This window comes from Deinococcus humi, from assembly GCF_014201875.1.
GTDB lineage: Bacteria > Deinococcota > Deinococci > Deinococcales > Deinococcaceae > Deinococcus > Deinococcus humi.
The window spans coordinates 57,361-72,951 of sequence record NZ_JACHFL010000006.1 but is presented as its reverse complement, the minus strand read 5'-3'; the positions used below and the strand labels follow the sequence as shown (position 1 = coordinate 72,951).

Annotated in this window: 19 protein-coding genes and 2 pseudogenes; 5 read left to right on the top strand and 16 right to left on the bottom strand. The window is 64.1% G+C overall.

Going from position 1 to position 15,591, the window contains the following annotated elements; all coding sequences use genetic code 11:
• Positions 1-22: 22 nt before the first annotated feature.
• The 3 genes from HNQ08_RS12890 to HNQ08_RS12880 all read left to right on the top strand — a co-directional run bounded on the left by HNQ08_RS12890 (position 23) and on the right by HNQ08_RS12880 (position 1,927).
• A complete protein-coding gene (locus tag HNQ08_RS12890; protein ID WP_184132668.1) occupies positions 23-352 on the top strand; it encodes a hypothetical protein in 330 nt (109 codons plus the stop codon).
• Between the two features lie 142 nt (positions 353-494).
• Positions 495-1,448, top strand: a complete 954-nt coding sequence (locus tag HNQ08_RS12885) for a PASTA domain-containing protein (RefSeq protein ID WP_184132665.1) — start codon at positions 495-497, stop codon at positions 1,446-1,448.
• Positions 1,445-1,927, top strand: a complete 483-nt coding sequence (locus HNQ08_RS12880; protein WP_184132662.1) for a hypothetical protein — start codon at positions 1,445-1,447, stop codon at positions 1,925-1,927. The genes HNQ08_RS12885 and HNQ08_RS12880 overlap by 4 nt, the downstream gene beginning before the upstream one ends.
• A 118-nt stretch (positions 1,928-2,045) precedes the next feature.
• Here the strand turns inward: HNQ08_RS12880 and HNQ08_RS12875 are convergent, their stop codons facing one another.
• Positions 2,046-2,714, bottom strand: coding sequence for a hypothetical protein (locus tag HNQ08_RS12875; protein WP_184132659.1), 669 nt, complete (start codon positions 2,712-2,714; stop codon positions 2,046-2,048).
• Positions 2,715-3,463: 749 nt separating this feature from the next.
• Entirely contained in the window at positions 3,464-3,829 is a 366-nt protein-coding gene (locus HNQ08_RS12870) for a tyrosine-type recombinase/integrase (RefSeq protein WP_184132655.1), read from the bottom strand.
• Positions 3,830-3,851: 22 nt separating this feature from the next.
• Here HNQ08_RS12870 and HNQ08_RS12865 point away from each other — a divergent pair, with 22 nt between their 5' ends.
• A complete protein-coding gene (locus HNQ08_RS12865; RefSeq protein WP_184132652.1) occupies positions 3,852-4,001 on the top strand; it encodes a helix-turn-helix domain-containing protein in 150 nt (49 codons plus the stop codon).
• A gap of 186 nt (positions 4,002-4,187) precedes the next feature.
• Here the strand turns inward: HNQ08_RS12865 and lepB are convergent, their stop codons facing one another.
• From lepB to HNQ08_RS12795, 14 genes and pseudogenes are all read right to left on the bottom strand, one after another.
• Positions 4,188-5,057 (bottom strand): signal peptidase I, encoded by an 870-nt coding sequence (gene lepB / locus HNQ08_RS27390; RefSeq protein ID WP_184132649.1) that lies wholly within the window; start codon positions 5,055-5,057, stop codon positions 4,188-4,190.
• A gap of 186 nt (positions 5,058-5,243) precedes the next feature.
• Positions 5,244-5,543, bottom strand: a complete 300-nt coding sequence (locus HNQ08_RS12855) for a hypothetical protein (protein WP_184132646.1) — start codon at positions 5,541-5,543, stop codon at positions 5,244-5,246.
• Between the two features lie 13 nt (positions 5,544-5,556).
• Positions 5,557-5,790 carry a hypothetical protein gene (locus HNQ08_RS12850; RefSeq protein WP_184132644.1) on the bottom strand — a complete coding sequence of 78 codons (234 nt, stop codon included), beginning with the start codon at positions 5,788-5,790 and terminating at the stop codon, positions 5,557-5,559.
• Position 5,791: 1 nt separating this feature from the next.
• A complete protein-coding gene (locus HNQ08_RS12845) occupies positions 5,792-6,379 on the bottom strand; it encodes a hypothetical protein (protein WP_184132641.1) in 588 nt (195 codons plus the stop codon).
• A 484-nt stretch (positions 6,380-6,863) separates the two neighbouring features.
• Positions 6,864-8,399 carry a glycoside hydrolase family 125 protein gene (locus HNQ08_RS12840; RefSeq protein ID WP_229790028.1) on the bottom strand — a complete coding sequence of 512 codons (1,536 nt, stop codon included), beginning with the start codon at positions 8,397-8,399 and terminating at the stop codon, positions 6,864-6,866.
• A gap of 40 nt (positions 8,400-8,439) precedes the next feature.
• On the bottom strand, positions 8,440-8,823 hold the full coding sequence (locus HNQ08_RS12835; protein ID WP_184132638.1) for a tyrosine-type recombinase/integrase: 384 nt from the start codon (positions 8,821-8,823) through the stop codon (positions 8,440-8,442).
• 77 nt (positions 8,824-8,900) lie between these two features.
• Positions 8,901-9,655: pseudogene (locus HNQ08_RS12830) on the bottom strand (IS6 family transposase).
• Positions 9,648-10,367, bottom strand: a complete 720-nt coding sequence (gene add, locus HNQ08_RS12825; RefSeq protein WP_184133182.1) for an adenosine deaminase — start codon at positions 10,365-10,367, stop codon at positions 9,648-9,650. Before add ends, HNQ08_RS12830 begins: the two are co-directional and overlap by 8 nt.
• Entirely contained in the window at positions 10,368-10,643 is a 276-nt protein-coding gene (locus HNQ08_RS12820; RefSeq protein ID WP_184132636.1) for an amidohydrolase family protein, read from the bottom strand.
• Positions 10,640-11,584: a nucleoside hydrolase gene (locus HNQ08_RS12815; protein WP_184132632.1), complete on the bottom strand. Its 945-nt coding sequence runs from the start codon at positions 11,582-11,584 to the stop codon at positions 10,640-10,642. The genes HNQ08_RS12820 and HNQ08_RS12815 overlap by 4 nt, the downstream gene beginning before the upstream one ends.
• A complete protein-coding gene (locus HNQ08_RS12810; RefSeq protein WP_244977147.1) occupies positions 11,565-12,299 on the bottom strand; it encodes a PfkB family carbohydrate kinase in 735 nt (244 codons plus the stop codon). Before HNQ08_RS12810 ends, HNQ08_RS12815 begins: the two co-directional genes overlap by 20 nt.
• On the bottom strand, positions 12,271-12,492 hold the full coding sequence (locus tag HNQ08_RS12805) for a PfkB family carbohydrate kinase (protein ID WP_184132626.1): 222 nt from the start codon (positions 12,490-12,492) through the stop codon (positions 12,271-12,273). Before HNQ08_RS12805 ends, HNQ08_RS12810 begins: the two co-directional genes overlap by 29 nt.
• Positions 12,493-12,555: 63 nt before the next feature.
• A complete protein-coding gene (locus HNQ08_RS12800) occupies positions 12,556-13,569 on the bottom strand; it encodes a LacI family DNA-binding transcriptional regulator (protein WP_184132623.1) in 1,014 nt (337 codons plus the stop codon).
• 665 nt (positions 13,570-14,234) lie between these two features.
• Positions 14,235-14,663: an META domain-containing protein gene (locus HNQ08_RS12795; protein WP_184132620.1), complete on the bottom strand. Its 429-nt coding sequence runs from the start codon at positions 14,661-14,663 to the stop codon at positions 14,235-14,237.
• 199 nt (positions 14,664-14,862) lie between these two features.
• On the opposite strand from HNQ08_RS12795, the pseudogene HNQ08_RS12790 reads away from it, so the two are divergent.
• Positions 14,863-15,572: pseudogene (locus tag HNQ08_RS12790) on the top strand (IS6 family transposase).
• Positions 15,573-15,591 lie beyond the last annotated feature (19 nt).

Genomic DNA, 15,591 nt, shown 5'->3' with positions numbered 1-15,591 from the left:
CGTCTTCACAGGGGGAACCGTTATGTCCACCAGCAGCACGTCCAGTAGCGGTCGGTTCGACACCATCCTCGGCTGGTTACCTGTATGGCTCGGCTTCGTCCTGATCCTGCTCGCCGGGGCCGCCTGCGGGGTCTCCAGGCTGCTGCTCTCGCCCGGCGCGGACGTGGTCGCCTTCGGCGTGGCCTTTATCGCCATCGCTGTTCTGTCGTGGGCCAGCGGCGCGGGCAGCACCCCCTCCGTGAGTGCTGGCGATCGCAGTTTCGGTGGTTACCTCGCCCACCTGCGCCCATGGGTGTGGGCCGTGAACGTCGGTCTGATCGTGGCCGCCATCGCCAAGATCCTGGCGTCCTGATCCACCGCCCCAGACATCCGGCACCGCGCCGGGTGTGCGTTCGTCGCCCAGACGCCGCCAGTTCTCCGCCCTCTCGGAAGGAAGCCCGCACGTGTTTGGGAACAGGTCGGGCCCCATCTAACCTCTACCCCCAGGAGTCTCCATGCCCGGAGCGTTCACCATCACCACCGCGACCAACACCGTGACCCTGAGCCCCGATCGCCAGGGCGAGGCGACCTTCGTGGTCACCAACGTCAGCGGCCGTCCCCTCCAGGGGCGCGCGTTGCTGACGTGGCAGCCCCCGGTCACTGACCGTGCCGCCTGGGGAACCGTACAGGGGGACGCCGAACGGGTCTTCCCGATCGCGGGCACTCAGCAGTACACAGTGAAGTTCACCCTCCCGCCCACGGCCCCGGAAGGCCAGCACATCCTGCGCCTGGACATGCAGGACGTGACGTCCCCCGACGACGTGGTGCAGGGCCAGAGCGTGACCCTCCAGGTAACCCCGCCCCCGCCCAGAAAGCCCTTCCCGTGGTGGGTGGTGATCGTGGCCGCCGTGGTGCTGCTGAGCGGCATCGGCGCGTATGTCCTGCTCGGGAACCGGCAGGCGACGGTGCCAATCGTGGCGGGCCAGAGCCTCGTGGAGGCCCAGAATCTCATCGCGGCGGCCGGCCTGAAGGTCGTAGACACGCCCAAGCAGGAGAACAGCGATACCGTCGCGCAGGGCCTGGTCATCCGCCCGGAGCCGGATCAGGGCACCAAAGTGGCGCGGGGCACGGCCGTGACCCTGGTCGCGTCCAGCGGCCCGGCCAGCTTCCCCATGCCGAACGTCGTGGGCAGCGCGGCGTCGGCAGCCGTCATCGCCCTGCAACAGGCCGGGATCACGAAGTTCACGCTTGGCCGCAGTTATTCGAATGTGGTGCCCGCCGAACAGGTGATCAGTACCACCCCGGCAGCCGGTCAGCCCGTCACGAAGGTCAGCCAGGTCGATGTCGCCGTGTCGCTCGGCCCGTGCAGACGTGGCCCCCTGGTCTGTCAACGCTTCATATCCCCCGTATTCATCAGTCCGAACCTTCGGTTCCGCGACGACATGCTGCGGGTTCCGGACCAGCCGTGAGCCCCCGCGTGTTTTTCGTCCTGCTGGCGCTGCTGATCCTCGCGGCCTATGTGGCAGTGGGCCTGAGCTTCACCCGCAGGGATGGTCCCACGGACGCCGATGGTCGACCGGATACGCCCGCGTGGACCCAGGGGCTGGGGGCGCGGCTGGTCCGCCACCGGCCCGTGCAGGACAGCGACATCCAGGCGTTGCTGGGTTCCTGCACCGATCCGAAGGTGCTGTCGCTGGCCGCGGGGCAGGGCTGCTCATACGTGCTGCGCGCCCTGCCCTGGACCAGCGCTGTGACCCGTGACCTGCGCCTGCGTAGTCCGCAGCCGTTTCAGGTGCAACTGCTGTACGGCGACCTGAAGGGCAATCCGGAACCGGCGAAAGTCAGGGACGGCCGCCACGACGTGACCGTGGACGTGTCGCGTGACGGCGCTCAGGTCATCGTGACCTGCCTGCTGACGGCGTGCAGCATCCAGCAGGGCGGGCCGTAATCCAGGATGGGGCGGGAGAGTCCCGGGCGCGGTGGCCTGCTGGTTCCCTCTGCCCTGGGGTGAGGGGCCTGTCGCGGGCGAACTGACATCGCCTGGTGCCGCGTCTACCCGGCCATCCCTACACCCGCAGGCGGATGCTCTTCACGGTGGACACTGCTCCGCCGATGAGCAGCAGCAGGCCCCAGATGAACGCCAGGATGGCGATCACCACACCGCCGATGGCGTCGGTCACGCTGACGAGCAGGCCCGGCACCAGGGCGTGCAGCCACGCCAGCAGCAGGCCGCTCACCACCGACGTTAGGGTCAGCAGGACCAGGCTGCGGTTCTGGAGAAAGCGCGGCTGGGACAACACCAGCAGCACCACGAACCCCAGTTTCAGGGTCATCAGCAACGCCAGGGTGGCGGCGGTGCCGGCGCGGTCGAAATGCCCGAACAGCCCCAGGTACACGGGAAAGCCGAAGAAGGACAGCAGCAGCCCCAGCATGACGGTCAGGGCCACGAAGGCCGTGAGGCCCATCAGGATCACGGCCAGCAGCAGCAGCAGCGACAGCAGCAGCGTCACGACGCCCTGCGCACGGCCCTGGAGGCGCTCCGGTACGACCAGGGCCAGGCCCATCAGCAAGACGGTATACAGCAGCGTCCCATCGACCAGAGCCAGGGCGCGCACGCCGAAGCCCGGCCGCGCCTGCCCGCCCGCGAGCAGGAAGGACTGGCCCAGTTCGATCAGCACGGCCAGCAGCAGGCACAGCGCCGCGCCGAGAAAGAAGGGTCTGCGCAGGGTGTCCACAGGTCAGCTTCCGCGGAGCACGGCCATCACTTCACCTCGATGGCCTGCACGATGGATTTGCTGGCCCCGTTGTCGAAATACAACCGCCCGATCACGCGCAGTTCCGAGTACACCCGATCCGGACGCTAGCGCACAGAGAGTGACAGGCGGATCCGCAGCCGCGCGCCCTACGCTACCAACAGGTGTGGGTTCCGGAACACTGAAATTCACTAGCATCAACCCCGGCTCCTGCGCCGCTCCCGCGCCGTGCAGCGCCGCAAGGGCGAGAGCCAGGCAGCACCCCAACGCTGAAACCTTCATGTATCCCCCGATTGCCAGGCGTACGTGCCGAGCACTCTTGCAGGCCTCCGAGCTTTGCTTCCCGAGTCGTTGCACGTTGCCGCCCACACCCGGTGGGGCAGGACAGCTGGCGCGGTCACCCGGTACTTTAGTGTACGCTTCAGCCGTCTACCGTATTCCGGCGCCCCCGTGATCGGCCCATGATCAGGTGATGCGGCCAGCGCACGCAGAGGCTTCCCCCTTCGATTCGGGCCAGGGCTGGTGCCTGTGTCCCCGCCCGATGGGTGATGGCACCACTGCTTCGGTCTGGATGAGGTCAGGTGCAGACTCGCTGATGGTGGGAGCGCGGTCTGGTGGAAGCGTGGTGTGCAGTAGAACAGGCGGCACCGAATGGAAAACGCCGCTGCGGCAACACTCGCGGAACAGGCAAGGGCAGGGAGCGCGCGGCCGCGCTTTCCCTGCCCCTACTTCTAGTCGCCGACGCCGTTCTTGAATAGCGCGGGCATCGCCCGAACCGCCTGCTCGAGCTTCCCCTCGAACAGGTGCCGGTATACGTCGCGCGTGATGGCGGAATTTTGATGGCCCACCAGTTTGGCGACGATGTCGATCGACATGCCCTGGTCCGCCATCAAGGTGACGTACGTGTGCCGCAGTCCGTGGATGGTGATGGTCCTGACGCCGGCCTTGTCGCACAGCGTGAGGAACAGCTTCCGGAGCGAGTCGGGGTTGGGCGGCGCACCGTCCGGACGCGTGAAGACGAAGTCACCCTCCCCGTTTCCAGGCCGTTCAAGACGTCTTGAATATGGCCCCCTCTGGAGAACACGTGAAAAAGCCAAGCTGCAGGCCGCTCCCGAACGCATGTACACCATTCTCGAAGTGGCCCAGATGGCCCGGGTCACGGACCGCACCATCCGCAACCACATTCGCCTGGGGCTGCTGCACGCCCGTCACCTGGGCCGCGCGGTGTGCATCGCGGACACCAATCTGCTCGCCTACCTGTCGCGCTAATCCCACCCTAGCCGCGGCGCCCGGCCCCAACCCCTTCCCTGAACGGCGGTGACCATGTGGTCGCTGCCCTGCTGTCGGTCCTGGTGGCCGCAACCCTGTTGATTCGCTGAGCGCCGCGGGGGTCAGTCCGGGTGCCCGTATTTTCAATGCGATGAGATCAACCCTGACCTCTTGAAAAGACGCCGCTCAACGTCTTGGATTCGTAGGCAGCAGGCAATCTTCTGGACGCATGCCCGCGTAATCTGGCCGGGACACAATCACCTTGGCGCGAATTTCCGACAGCGGTAAAAAACCGAACGCCCGCGAGTCTGGGAACAGGTCCGAGCGGTTGTCCGAGATGACCGCCACCGAGCCCACGGGGACGGGGACCGGCGCTGGATCTTCCTCCTCGCCCACGGCGCCAAGCCTTTTCGCCACGGCGCGGTTGTTGAAGAACAATTCCTCGTCCACGCAGCCGGCGGCCTGCAACGCCGCGAACGCGGCCGGGTCATCGGCGACCTGTTCCCCCACAAGCAACACGCCGCGCCGGACCTCGACCGTGTCCCCAGCCACCCCAACAACCCGCGAAACGATGGTGGCCTTTGCGCCGGGATATCTGAAGCTGATCAGGTCTCCCCGATGCACCTCGCCGCGCAGCGCCGGCGCCAGCACCGCCGAGGCCTGGTCCCCGGAGATCAGCGCCGGCGCCATCGAGTAGCCGCGGTAGTTGATCACGGTGACGGCCGTGCGGGTCATGAGCAGCAGCGTCCCAAAAATCACGACTCCCAGCAGCAGCGCCTGAGGCACCGAGAGGCGGTCAAAGCGGCGCAGGGCTGGGGGCAACTTTGCCCCCAGTGACAGACGAGACCAGACAAACGCGCCGGCGCCGGCCACCAGCGCCGCTGCCGCGCCGCGTCCCTGCGGTGGCAGGCCCACGAGGCACAGCAGCGCCAGATACACCAACAAAACCAGGAAGGCAAAGACGCCACCGGTGTACAGCGCACCCCATGGACCGAGGAGCAGGGCGAGGACGGTGGCCAGCCAGGGCTGGGGCGAACGGGTTGCAGAGGCAGTCACGCTGGAACGCAATCTAGAACACGGCCTCTTTCAGTTCTCTGTTGCCTTCAGCAGCCCCTCATTCGCTGAGATGAATGCTGTCCTCGACGTTGGCGATAGGTTTGCTCACAGCGACGAACTGCGCTGAGGCAGTCGGGGCGGTTCGTCGTGTAGACGTTCATTTCCGCAAGCCTCTTGCCGAACCACTCAGGCCCTTGCTCCCGCGACGCCCACCACGGGCAGGGCCGTCCACGTCCAGGCCCTGACCTGCGCACTCTGCGTGCCAAAACACACCACCTCCCCCATCAGCGATAGTGAGGTCAGCACCCGTTTGCCCACGCGCACCCGTTCCAGGACGCCTCCCTCCGGCGCGAAACGCACCAGCAATCCCGACAAGGTTCTGGCCAGCACCGTCGCGTCCGGCAGGCGCACCACCGGGATCCGGTCACGCCAGATGTCTTCCAGCGGCCCCAGCACCGTCGTTGTGGCCCGCTCCAGGTCATACACGCACAGCTGCCGCTCAGTGTCCTAGGACGATCTGCGCAAAGGCCTCTCGGACGCCCTCAAGGTACAGTCGGCCCGGCAAGTCTGGGCCACCGCACAGATCGACGGGCATCCCACCGTCGCGGATCTGCAGGCCCTGGCTGTGCCCCCAGCCGGACTGGACCTGATGGACGGCACGCAGGTGGACCTGATGATCCACATGCTGACCAGCCAGTTGGTGGACGCCGACTGGACGGCCACCGAGGAGCATCTCAATCCGCAGCGCGCGGTCCAGCGGCGCAGTCTGACGTTGTTGGACGTGGCCTCCCGCTTTGAGGAGGGCCGGTGCGGTTCCTGGAGCGGCAGCTGGCCCGCAAGGCCCGGGTGGTGCAGCAGGTCCGGGCAGAAGTGTTCCAGACCTTCTGGCAGGCGGGACGGCGCGCCGCAGGCGGTGGGCAGCGTCTGTTCCGTCTGCCCGTGCCCACCGGGGGCGGCAAGACCCTGGCGACCACAGCGTTTGCCCTGACGCTGGCAGGGGCACGGGCAGAGCAGCCCACCGCGCCGCAGATCTCACGCCTGGTCATGGCCGTCCCACTCACCAGCCCCACAGCGCCCTGGACCTGCGCCGCCGCGCTGAGCAGCCCCCGCACCTCCAGCTGGCCACCGAGAACTGGGACGCGCCGGTGGTCGTCACCACCACCGTGCAGGCCATTGAGGTCCTGGGGGCCGGGGAGCCGCGCCGGCTGCGCAAACTGCACCGGCTTAAGGGCAGTGTCCTGGTGCTGGATGAGGTGCAGGCCCTGCCGCACCACGTCCTGGCGCCAGCCATCGCCCTGCTGCGGGAAGCGGCCGAGCGTCACGACGTCACGGTAGTCCTGTGCAGCGCCACGCAGCCTCCCTTTGAATCAAGACGCACGTGGCGGATCAGTTTGCAGCGGTGCAGGTTTGGACCCAGCAGGTCTCGGAACACCCCCAGCAGTTCCGGGGCCCGGCACAGCGCCTCATAGCGCTCGCCGGGAACGATCTCTCGCCGAACAGCGTCGCGCGCACCTCTGCCGCCTCCGGGTGGGGCCCAGCGAGGCCCTCCTGGGGCGGGGTGCCGGGCCGGGTCAGGCCGCTAGGCGCGAGGGTCTCGAAGAAATAGCGGCGGAAGTCAAGCACGGTCTCCGGCGCGAGCAGCCCGCGTAGATACAGAGAGCCGTCGGGGTTCAGCCGGGCGTGAAGGGCCGTCGCCCCACGGCGCTCTTCGCTCTTCTTCGGAAACCGGAGTCAGCCAGCCCAGGCGCTCCGGGCGCGGGCTCAGGGGACACCGGTTAGAACTCAGATCGGGCCAGGGGCGCGCGGTCACAGGGCTCTTCCGGCGTGGGCGTCCGGGATCAGGTTGCGCCCCTTGACGTGCAGAACGAACTCCGCGAACAGGCTGTTGGCCCAGGCAAACCAGGGCCGGGTGAAGTGGGTGGGGGCGTCCGGGTGGAAGCTCTCATGCATGTAGTCGGTGCCGCCGGTGGTGGCGCACAGCGTGTCCAGCAGACGGCTCTGCTCCTGCGGATCAGTCGAGGTCAGCCCCTGCATGGCCAGAGCGATCGGCCAGATCAGCCCGCCCGGCGTATGCGGACTCCCCACGCCCGCCGCCTGGCGCCCCTGGAAGAAGTATGGATTGTCCGGGCTGAGCACGAAGCGCCGGGTGTTCCGGTAGATGGGGTCGTCGGCCGGGCGGTAGCCCAGGTACGGTATGGAGAGCAGGCTGGGCACGTTGGCGTCGTCCATCAGCAGGTGATGGCCCAGGCCATCCGTTTCGTAGGCGTACATCCGTCCATAGGTAGAGTGCTCGACCACACCGTGGGTCTGGATGCCGCGCTCGATCTCCGCCTGCAAAGTCAAGGCACGTGTGGCCAACTCTTGATCATCCAGCACCTCCTTGGCCATCTGAGCCAGCTGACCGAGCACAACGACCGCGAACATGTTGGCCGGCAACAAGTAGCCGTAGGTGCAGGCGTCGTCGCTGGGGCGAAAACCCGACCAGACCATCCCCGTGAAGCCTACCGGCGAGCCGCGGCCGCCTCGGGGCAGGGTGTCGCTGGGCAACAGGGGGTCAGGGCGCTCGAAGCGGTAGGGCGAGGTCTCGTGACGCTGCTCGGTGCGCATCACGCCCAGCACGATGTCCAGCATCCGCACGACCCCCGGTGTGAACACGCTGCGGTCGTCCGTGGCCTGCCAGTAGCGCCACAGCAGCGACACCGGGTAGCACAGCGAATCCAGCTCAAACTTGCGCTCCCAGACCCAGGATCCCTGCGGGGGAAGATCACCCGTGTGGCCGCTGCCGTCGGGTTGGGCGTTGAAGGCGTTGGCGTAGGGGTCGGTGGCGAGATACCCGGCCTGGCGTCTGATCAGACCCGAAATCAGGCGGCGCAGGTCCGGATCATGGCGGGCGAGCGGCAGGTAGGGGCTGACCTGGGCCGAGGAGTCCCGCAGCCACATGGCCGGGATGTCACCGGTGAACACGAAGCTGGTGCCGTCGTCCAGCAGGCGGACCGTAGTTTCCAGGGTGTTTGGAAAGCACTGGGCGAAGGTTCGGGCGAGTTGAGGTTGGCCGTGCAGGTGACGCTGCATCTCGCTGCTGAGGCGGTGAACGGACGGGTAGTCCATCAAGTCTCCTGTAAAGGTGAAACGGAGGGTGAGCGAGGGAAAAGAATGAAACGCTCCGGTCACTGCGTGTTCTCCGGAGCAGCGGAGCAGTCCCTGGCCATCCAGGGTGGCCAGCGCCTCGAGCAGCATCGCGCCGCTGAGCTGCCCGCTCAGGACCACCGGATCGGCCGGCGAGCGTTTCCAACCCAGGCTGTACAGGCCGGTGTCGGGGCGGTGCGGCGGTGGACGGGCCACTCAGCCTAATCTTGGCATGGGAAAGCGCGGCCGCGCTTTCCTATCTCTGTTCCATGCTGCTATTGCCTGTCGCCGTCCCCGAACAGGGGCGGCATGGACTGGACCGCCTCTTTCCCTCGAACAGGTGCCGGTACACGTCGCGCGTGATGTCGGAATTTTTACGGCCCACCAGCCTGGCAATGATGTCGATCGATACGCCCAAGTCCGCCATCATCGTGACGTAAGTATGCCGCAGCCCGTGGATGGTGCTGGTCCTGACACCCGATTTGTCGCACAGCTTGTGGAACAGTTTCCGGAGCGAGTCGGGGTTGGGCGGCGCATCGTCCGGACGCGTGAAGGCGAAGTCACCCTTTCTGCAGGGCTCGCCCTTGCACTGGCGCCGCGCCCGCTGCCTGGCCTGACCTTCTTTCCAGGCGCGCAACAACTCGACCGCCTCAGGCAGCAGGGTTCTGGCAACTTAATCTCAGCGGGGCCGAAGTTGCGCAGCAGGCGATTTGATTCTCAAGCCGCCTGCTGCAGCGCCTCGTGCCAGAGGAGCAGTGCTGCAGTTTGGTTGCTTCGGTTAAGGACAGCGGGGATGGTTGTTCGGGCATGGTGGTGAAGGTTCGAGATTCGGGCGTGGAGCGCGAGGAGTTCCTGCGTTTGTCGCCGTCGTTTGAAGCCGAGCTGGCTCCGTTCGTGTTGCTGTGCCCTGCGATGTGACCCTTCCACGAGGGTGTTGCCGCGGGCAGTGGAAACCACTTGAACGTGCTCCACGGTGTGGAGCACGGGAATTTCCCGTTGCGCTGCTCCATCGCTCCACAATTTTTCGGTGTGAAGGACCTCTGGCACGTCGTATTCCCTCAACAAGCGCACGAAAAAGGACTTGGCCGCTTTCGTCTCTCGGTGTTCCTCAAGCAGGAGGTCGAGGACGTCGCCCCGCTCATCAACCGCCCGCCACCACCAGTGCTGTATCCCGCCGCCCTGGACGCACCGTAACGTCCAAAAGCCAGCGTGAGCCCCGGCGGGGCTCACGCTGAGGCAATTCTTCGGCGAGAAGCGGAGATAATTTGATGTTCCACTGGCGCTTTCTTTTCGTGACTGACCTGGAGGCCCCGCTCGTGGAGGCGTTCTCTGAACGTCACGTTGGCTGAGGGGAAAACGGTGAGACAGCCGCAAGGCGTCACCAATGACGCTGAGGGGAAACGGTGGCGATAGGGCTTGCAGTCACAGCTCAACAGCCTACTGACGTTAAGTTGCCAGAACCTCTCAGGCATAGGCGCGCTCGAGCACCGACTGAAGCCGGGTTTTTACGGCTGGTTCAGCGAAGCTGGCGTCGAGGGCCATCATGTTGCTGCGAAGGAAATCATGGTGGGTCCAGCAGAATGTGGCCGCCAAGTGCGCGTACTCCGCGCTGAGAGTGGTGGGCGTCAGGGTCCGCGTATCTGTGTTGATCCCGACGGAAACACCGGCCCGGTACAGCTGGTCCACCGGGTGTGCAGAAAGTGATTCGAAGATTCCGATCTGAATGTTGCAAGTCGGGCACACTTCCAGGTGCACGTGGCGCCGTTTGAGTTCGTTCAGCAGAGCAGGCTCTTCGATGCTGCGGACTCCATGGCCGATACGGGACGGGTTGAGCCGATCAAGCGTCTCAAGGACACTCTGCGCGCCCAGAGCTTCGCCGGCGTGCGCCGTACAGGACAGGCCATGCTGGTGGGCATAGTCGAAGGTCGCAATGTGGGCGTCGAGACTGTGGCCAGCTTCGTTCCCAGCGAGGTCGAGTCCGACCACGAGAGTGCCCTCGAACGCATGCACCAGATGTGCCGTGCGCAAACTGTCTGCTGTAGAGAAGTGCCGGAGCGTACACAGAATGAGACGTGCTTCGACCCCGGTGTCCACAATGGCCTGTTCCAGCGCGTCATTGACTATCTGCACCACCTGTTCCGGTTGAAGTCCAGCTTCAAGATGCTGAAGAGGTGCGAAGCGCAGTTATGCGTAGATGACGCCGTCTTCACGCAACTGACGCATCAGGTCATGCACAGCCAGCTCAAGACCTTGGGAATTCTGCTGCAGTGCCAGACTGCGGGCATTGCGCCGCAAGAGATCGGCCAGGTCAGTGACTCGGGCGGGGGATACGAAGTCGGAACTGTACTCGTCAAACGTCACCTCGGGCTTGAGGGTGCGCACAGCTCCGAAACTTAGTGAGCAATCGAGATGAAGGTGCAGTTCAACTTTGGGCAGGACGCGGAAGCGATCGCTGGTCATGCCGGACTCAGGGATGGAGCGACCGCGCGGTGCAGCATGGCCATAAAACGGTCGCGGTCCGCGTCCAGGACGATACGGGTATTCGGGGGTTGCTGGGTGGAGCGAAGATGATCGACCATCGTTTGGCCGCGGCACAGCTCACTGTGGGTTTCTACTTTGACGTAGCGTTCACGAATGGTGGTGGCGATCCGTTCGTCAAGAGCAACCGCCATAGCAATCGGATCCGGCAGATCAAACCCGGGGATGTCAGTATTCTCTTTGGCCCAGACATCCAGAACCGCTTGAATATCAACACAGAAGTGAGCGAGGGGGGTGCCGATCTCACGCAGGCGCTGCACGTCATCAGGCGCGAACGTGGCGTACTTCCAGGACACATCCCAGCCGATCATGGTCAGCGGTAGGCCGGCACTGAAGACAATGTCGGCGGCCTCTGGGTCAGCCCAGATGTTGTATTCACCCACAGGCGTGATGTTGCCGGGGCCTTGTCCGACGCCGCCCATGACATAGCAGGCGTGTAGTTTGCCGGCAATGCTTGGGTCACGCAGCAGCGCCAAGGCGACGTTGCTCAACGGCCCGAGGGTCACGAGCGTGATTTCGCCGGGAAAGCGGTTGATGGTGTCGATCAGTATGTCCACGGCGTGTCCGTCAGCAGGCACGCGGCCAAACAGGGGCAGGCCGAGGTCACCCATGCCATCCTCGCCATGAACGAACTGCGCGGTCTGGAGGGGCCGCATGATCGGTGCGGCCAGGCCTTCGTAGACTGGGGTGGTCCGTCCGCAGAGCTCAACGGTATACAGCGCGTTCTGGGCACCCTGCTTCATGGGGACATTGCCAGCGACGATTGTGAGCGCCAGGACATCGACTGTCTCGTCTCGTAGAGCCATGACGAGGGCAACAGCGTCGTCGCTGCCGGTATCGGTGTCAATAATGAATTTTCTCATTCGGGTCTCCTTGAGACTGCAGAAAAGCGGTGAGCTCTGGCCAGAAAGGTTGCGCCTCAAGCGCACCGGGACGAGTGCAGGTGAGTGCACCTGCCGCATTGGCATGAATCAGGGCTTCTGCCCAAGGCGTACCGAGAGACAGGGCCGCCACGAACGTGCCGGTGAACGCGTCTCCAGCACCAACCGTGCTCACGGCCTTGACCGGGTAGCCTGAAGTATCAATGAGCGGATCGTTGTGAAGGGCCAGACTGCCGTGTGCGCCGCGGGTAATGACCACACTGGGTCCGCTGCGGCACAGGGTGGCGGCCACCTGATGCAGGGGGGGTTCAGCTGGGGTCTGGGCAAGGTCACGCGCCTCGCCTTCATTCACAATCAGAAGGTCAACGACACGGAGCAGTTCAGGGGTGACCTCAGTCGCGGGAGAGGCGTTCAGGACGACTGTCACGTGCTGTGAGCGGCCCATCAGGGCCAGGGTCTGAACAGTGGGGGTAGGGGTCTCCAGTTGCAGGGGAAGGTGCGTAACGCCCACCAGGTCTGGGATATCGGAGGGGCACAGCTGGTAATTGGCGCCGGGTAGCACGACGATGTGGTTTTCGTCGGCGGCGGTGAGGTACACGTGGGCTTGACCGGTTGGGGATTGAGGGTCACGAATCAGCTGAAGGTGCAGCAAAGGAGGGAGGACCGCGTCAGGGGTCAGGGATCTGGCGTTCGTCATCATCGTGGCTGACGCGGCTGAGCAGGGTGGTGGGCACGCCATACCGGGCACTGGCGGCTGCCTGGTTTGCTCCCTTGCCGCCAAGAGTGGGTGAGGCGGGGATTCCACGGAGCGTTTCGCCTGCACTGGGGAAGTGCGGCAGGTAGAGAGTGGTGTCGATGTTGACGGACCCGGCAGCAAGTATCACGAGCATACCTCCTAAGTCACACGTGTGACTAGACTGTACGCTGAGACCCCTCCGAAAACAAGGACCTCTTTACTCTGGGGGTGAGCCTGTGGAATCGCGCACGATCAAGCGTGTCTCCAAGACAAACGGCGCGGCAATTTGCCCCTCGAGAAGATCAAGGAGCGTGGCAACCGCCCGCACACCCAGCACAGAGGGCTCCGCCGCCACTGTCGTTAATTCCGGTTCCAGCACGCGCGCCAGTGGCACATCATTAAAGCCCACCACCGAGACGTCTGCCGGAATACGCAACCCCAGAGAACGCGCCGCCTTGTAAGCACCAGCGGCGAGCAGGTCATCATCGCAAAAGAGGGCTGTTGGCCGTTGGGGGTCTTGCAGAAGCGCTGCCGCCGCCTGCAGTGCCGCGTCCAATTCAAATGGTGCATCAACTTCGTTCCATACGAAGGTGCCCGCCTCCTGCCTCAGGGCTTCAAGAAAGGCTGCCTTCCGGCGCGCGAAAGTGGGATGCGGGGAGCGGGCAGCCAAGTAACCGAAACGCCGGTGACCCAGTTTCAGGAGGTGACTCGCCACCTGGCGCGTTCCACTTTCGACATCAAGCAGGACAGAAGGGACACCAGAACGGGTGTCTTCAACCAGCACAATGCGGTCTCTCCAGGCACCCAGAGTGGTGTCATCAAGCGCGCTCCACAGCAGGAGGCCGGACACGGATTGCCGCGAGAGGGTATCGAGCAGGCGCTCATGCCACGCTCCGTCGTCCTCAGCGTCAATCAGCACCACCGCGTAGCCGCGCCGCCGCGCTTCCACCGTGGCGCCATGCAGAACCGGTGCGAAAAACGGATTGACAGCTTGCGGGACGACCAGAGCCACGGCACGTGGCTCCCCCAAGCGAAGGGTACGCGCCGCAGCGTTTGGACGGTAGCCAAGTTGATTGGCGGCCTGCCAGACTAGGGCCTGCACAGCGGGAGTCACACGGCCCATTGCTTTGCCGTTTAACACCAGTGAGACAGTCGAGCGTTCCACACCGGCCAACCGCGCCACATTCAGGCTCGTCACGCGACGTGAAAGGGCAGGACCGGATTCACTCATGGTTCGATCTTAACGCGTCCAGGTGCCGTTCACCCAGTGGTCAGTCCAGCGTACTTCAGCCCAACAGCTGGCAGGCTCATCCTTGCAGCGTGAGGTGTCCAGGCAAGCTATGCAGCCACACAGCGCGTATGGGTGAGAACCTCACCCTACTTTTAAAGGGCGCAGGGGCCACATTCGATGAGGGCATGAATACCACGCTTTTCCTCACCACTACTGCCGACTGTTCTAAACTCTTGATTCCGAAGTCGAGTTGAAGCGCCACGTTGGATGGAGGCCACATGTGAACGAACCTCTTCTATCGAATCGTTTTTGTGTGGCGAGAAGCGTCTGGTGATTCGAAGGGAGCGGACCGAGAGGGGCCGAAGGTTGAAATGCTGCAGAGCTCACAGTTACCAGGATCCACCGATTGAGACAAGAAAAAAGACCCCCCTCAATCAGTTCAGGGGAGCTTTGCCGCCTCATTCTGCCAATAACGTATTTCGTCTGGACCAAGAGAAGCGAAGAATGGAATTAACTGCTGCAACACGGCTTACGGCCTGACCTGCGTCAGCCGCAGTTCATCCGCCCTCTACCAGTCCTAGACGAAGGCGTCTGACCTCCAGACGGCCCACCGCTCCAACACGCAGCACTCAAAGCGATCAGTGATCGCCTTTCATCAGCGTTCTCTAACGCTGACCGCCCTTGTTGGCGGGTGTGACGTAGCCAATGCGTTTAAACGCGAATCGCGCTTTTTTGCTGTAGAGCACCAGGAGTTTCGTGTCCGAACTGATGACGTAATGCGTGCTTTCGTTCAGGGCCTCCAGGAACGGACCGGGGAGCGCATACAGGCAACGGGCCCGGGGATCTGGAGCGTCTGGGGTGACCTGCAACTCAAGTCCACCAGCCGCCGCGTTGATGCTGCCACGGAAGGTCCCACATCCAACTTTGCCGTGAACCTCATTCGCAATCACCAGCTGACCTTCAGGCGGTGCGGGCAGCGGCCGGATGCTGGCGGTGCTGCCAGTCAATTGCCAGATTCCAGTGAGCGGGGCAGGGACAGCAGCTTGCGCGCCACCCATGAGGGAGGCCAGCAAAAGAAAAGGAAGACGGCGCATGGCGGTACTGTAACGGCTATACGCTGATGTTGGTCTGATGGCTTGACTCACTGGGCGAGGGCAGCGAATCTGAGGAGGCAGACTTCGCGAGCCGACTCGAGAGCCGGGAGCAAATCTTTATCCGCCAATCTTTTTTTCTCTTGTGCTTCTCGCAGCTCATCCAGGAGTTCTGGCAGGTTAAGCGGTAGGGTGGCCGCCAGTGACTGACCATCAGCCCGATCGCCACCGATTCAAAGGGAAGTATCATCGGGCATGCCCAGAAAGCTGTCCCACCGCTTTCCGCTGAGCGATCGGGACAGACAGGCCCTGCTTCAGGAGCGTGGGCTCGACGTCAGTCACGACACGCTTGGCGAGTGGAACGTCGATTTTTCGCCGCTCAGCGTTGACGAGCGGCGTTACCGGGAACCCAGGCGGGGCTCGCGGTGGTACATGGACGAGGGGTGTCCAAGCATCGGAGGTGTCCGGCACTGGCTGTGGCGGGCCGTTGATGAACACGGTGCCGTGCTGAACGTCCTTCTTCAGGAACACCGAAATACCGAGGCCGCCAAGTCGTTCTTCGACCGTCTACTGGGGAGGGGCGATGTTCCGGAGCTCATCCATACTGACGAGCTGTGGAGTGATGGTGCAGCCCTTCGGGAATCCCTCGTGCTCCACGGTGTGGAGCACGTTCAAGTTGTCTCAACCGCCCGTCACAACAACCCCATTGAGCAGTCCCATCGCCCCACATGGCGGCAGGAGCGGCAACAGAGAGGATTCAGGTCACGACAACGGGCACAGGGCTTTTTCGAACTGCATGCCCGGATCACGAATCTCCACCACCCTGCCCGCTCCACCGTTCCCGCTCTATGGCGTCGTCATCAGCAGGCGGCCTTTACGACGTGGCGAGAAACCGTGTGGCAGGCGGCCTGAAGTTCAGGCCGCTGACCTT